Below are 1663 nucleotides of genomic sequence, written 5' to 3' on the forward strand. Positions count from 1 at the left end.
ATCCTTGGCCACAAATGCCTCCAGCAAAACCTCGGCTCTTTTGTCTTCCGGATAGTAAACAGCGCTCTTAATAACCACACCCGGACCGGGTTCAAGAAGAACAGGCATATTCTGCACCGGTGTCAGCAGGTAGTTTCCCGGCTGCAAGGCAGGAAGCACCGTGGAACCATGGCGGTAAAACATAGGCACACTACTGCCTAATTGCATCATATGCTCTCGATCACAATCAGGATAAGTAAAAGTCAGCCCGGCAGCGATCTCATTTTTAACAACAATGGAGTTGTCAGCGCAATGCACCTGCTTTTGGTCGATAAGATGGCTAAAATAGTCATTTATGCCGGTTAAATAATAACCGTCATGGGTACTAACGTAATTTACAGTAGCCCGCAGTGCTGACAGAGAGTCTTGCAAACGACCTTCCTCGTTTCGAGCAGAGGGATGTTCTACAAACACAAGCGGCTTTTGCTCTACCGCTCCTTCTACTAACGCCTTTTCGACTGCAGCTGCGTCAACAAAAGCTTCCGGTCTCGCTCCCAACACCCAAACCGAGTTCAAACAGTTCCGATAATAATGGCGGGGAATTCGGGCCATACCGTGATAGGTGGTGATCCAAAGGAGGCCGGCCTCCGAACACGCCTTGGTAGTATCTTCGTTGATACGGTTGTAAGGGGCGATATAGCCCACCGGTTGATGGCCGGCATATTGTTGGTATTTCTCTGCTGTGCGGGCAATTATCTTCGCCTGCTTCTGATAAGTCAAAGTAGAGAGATCTTCGTGGTTGTATCCATGGGGCACAATATCAATCCCGGCCTGGGCCATGGTCAACCACCCTTCAGCGTCCATCTGCCCCATAATGGCCGCTATAGTCAGTTTTCGGGTTATGTCTGTATAAGCTCGCCAGAAAAGCGACCCGGAAGAAAAGTCGTCCAAGCGAATGATCACCGGCACATCCATGGCATACGGTACCCCACCGATCTTAGCCAGCTTAGTAGCTTCCTGGATCAAGTTATCTAACAAGCGATAACTGTAGGCATTCCAGGTTAAAGCCCTGGTCAGTAAAAACACATACCGTCCCGAGGAATTTCTTTGTTCTGTGAGCACAGGCAATCCCTTGGGATTTTTTAGCAGTACCTCGGCTTCCGGACCAAAGCAATGGTCATAGGCTCCCCACAAGGGTAGTGATCCGTATTCGCTCACCAACCCTTTAGTTAAGGGGCCCTCCTTCGTTATCTCGGGAATCCCTTCAGCACTAAGAACGAACTTACCCTGGGTAATGTCAAGACCTGCGCTAAGTTCCGGACTCACATCATACAGAACAAACACCGTCCGATCGGTGTCTGTACAATACCGTAATATTTTCTTCCCATCGGTACCGGCAACAGAAATGACCATGACGTAGGAATTTAGGTCATCTTGGGCTATGGTCTCGTTTACCAAATCATAGCGGTATCCTAGATAATCCAGTGCGCTCACTGTCTCCCTAAGCACTGACAAATAGTCCGTCTCCGGCCAACCGTGGTCCCAATCCCATTCGGAATTGGTCATCACGGCTATTTTTTCGTTATGTTGGGCTTCTTGGAGAGGCGGGTAACTAAAAGCCAAACATAAGAGAAGTAACGGAAGCAACAACACAAGAGTAAGCCTAAATATTTTTTTATCTTTC

General features: G+C 48.5%; 1 protein-coding gene. It reads right to left on the minus strand.

Translation table 11 applies throughout. The features are described from left to right. Positions 1-1663: polysaccharide deacetylase family protein (locus tag GX016_04570; protein HHT70835.1), on the minus strand; the 1663-nt coding region annotated here is incomplete at both ends.

The organism is Bacillota bacterium, assembly GCA_012837285.1.
GTDB lineage: Bacteria > Bacillota > DTU030 > DUMP01 > DUMP01 > DUNI01.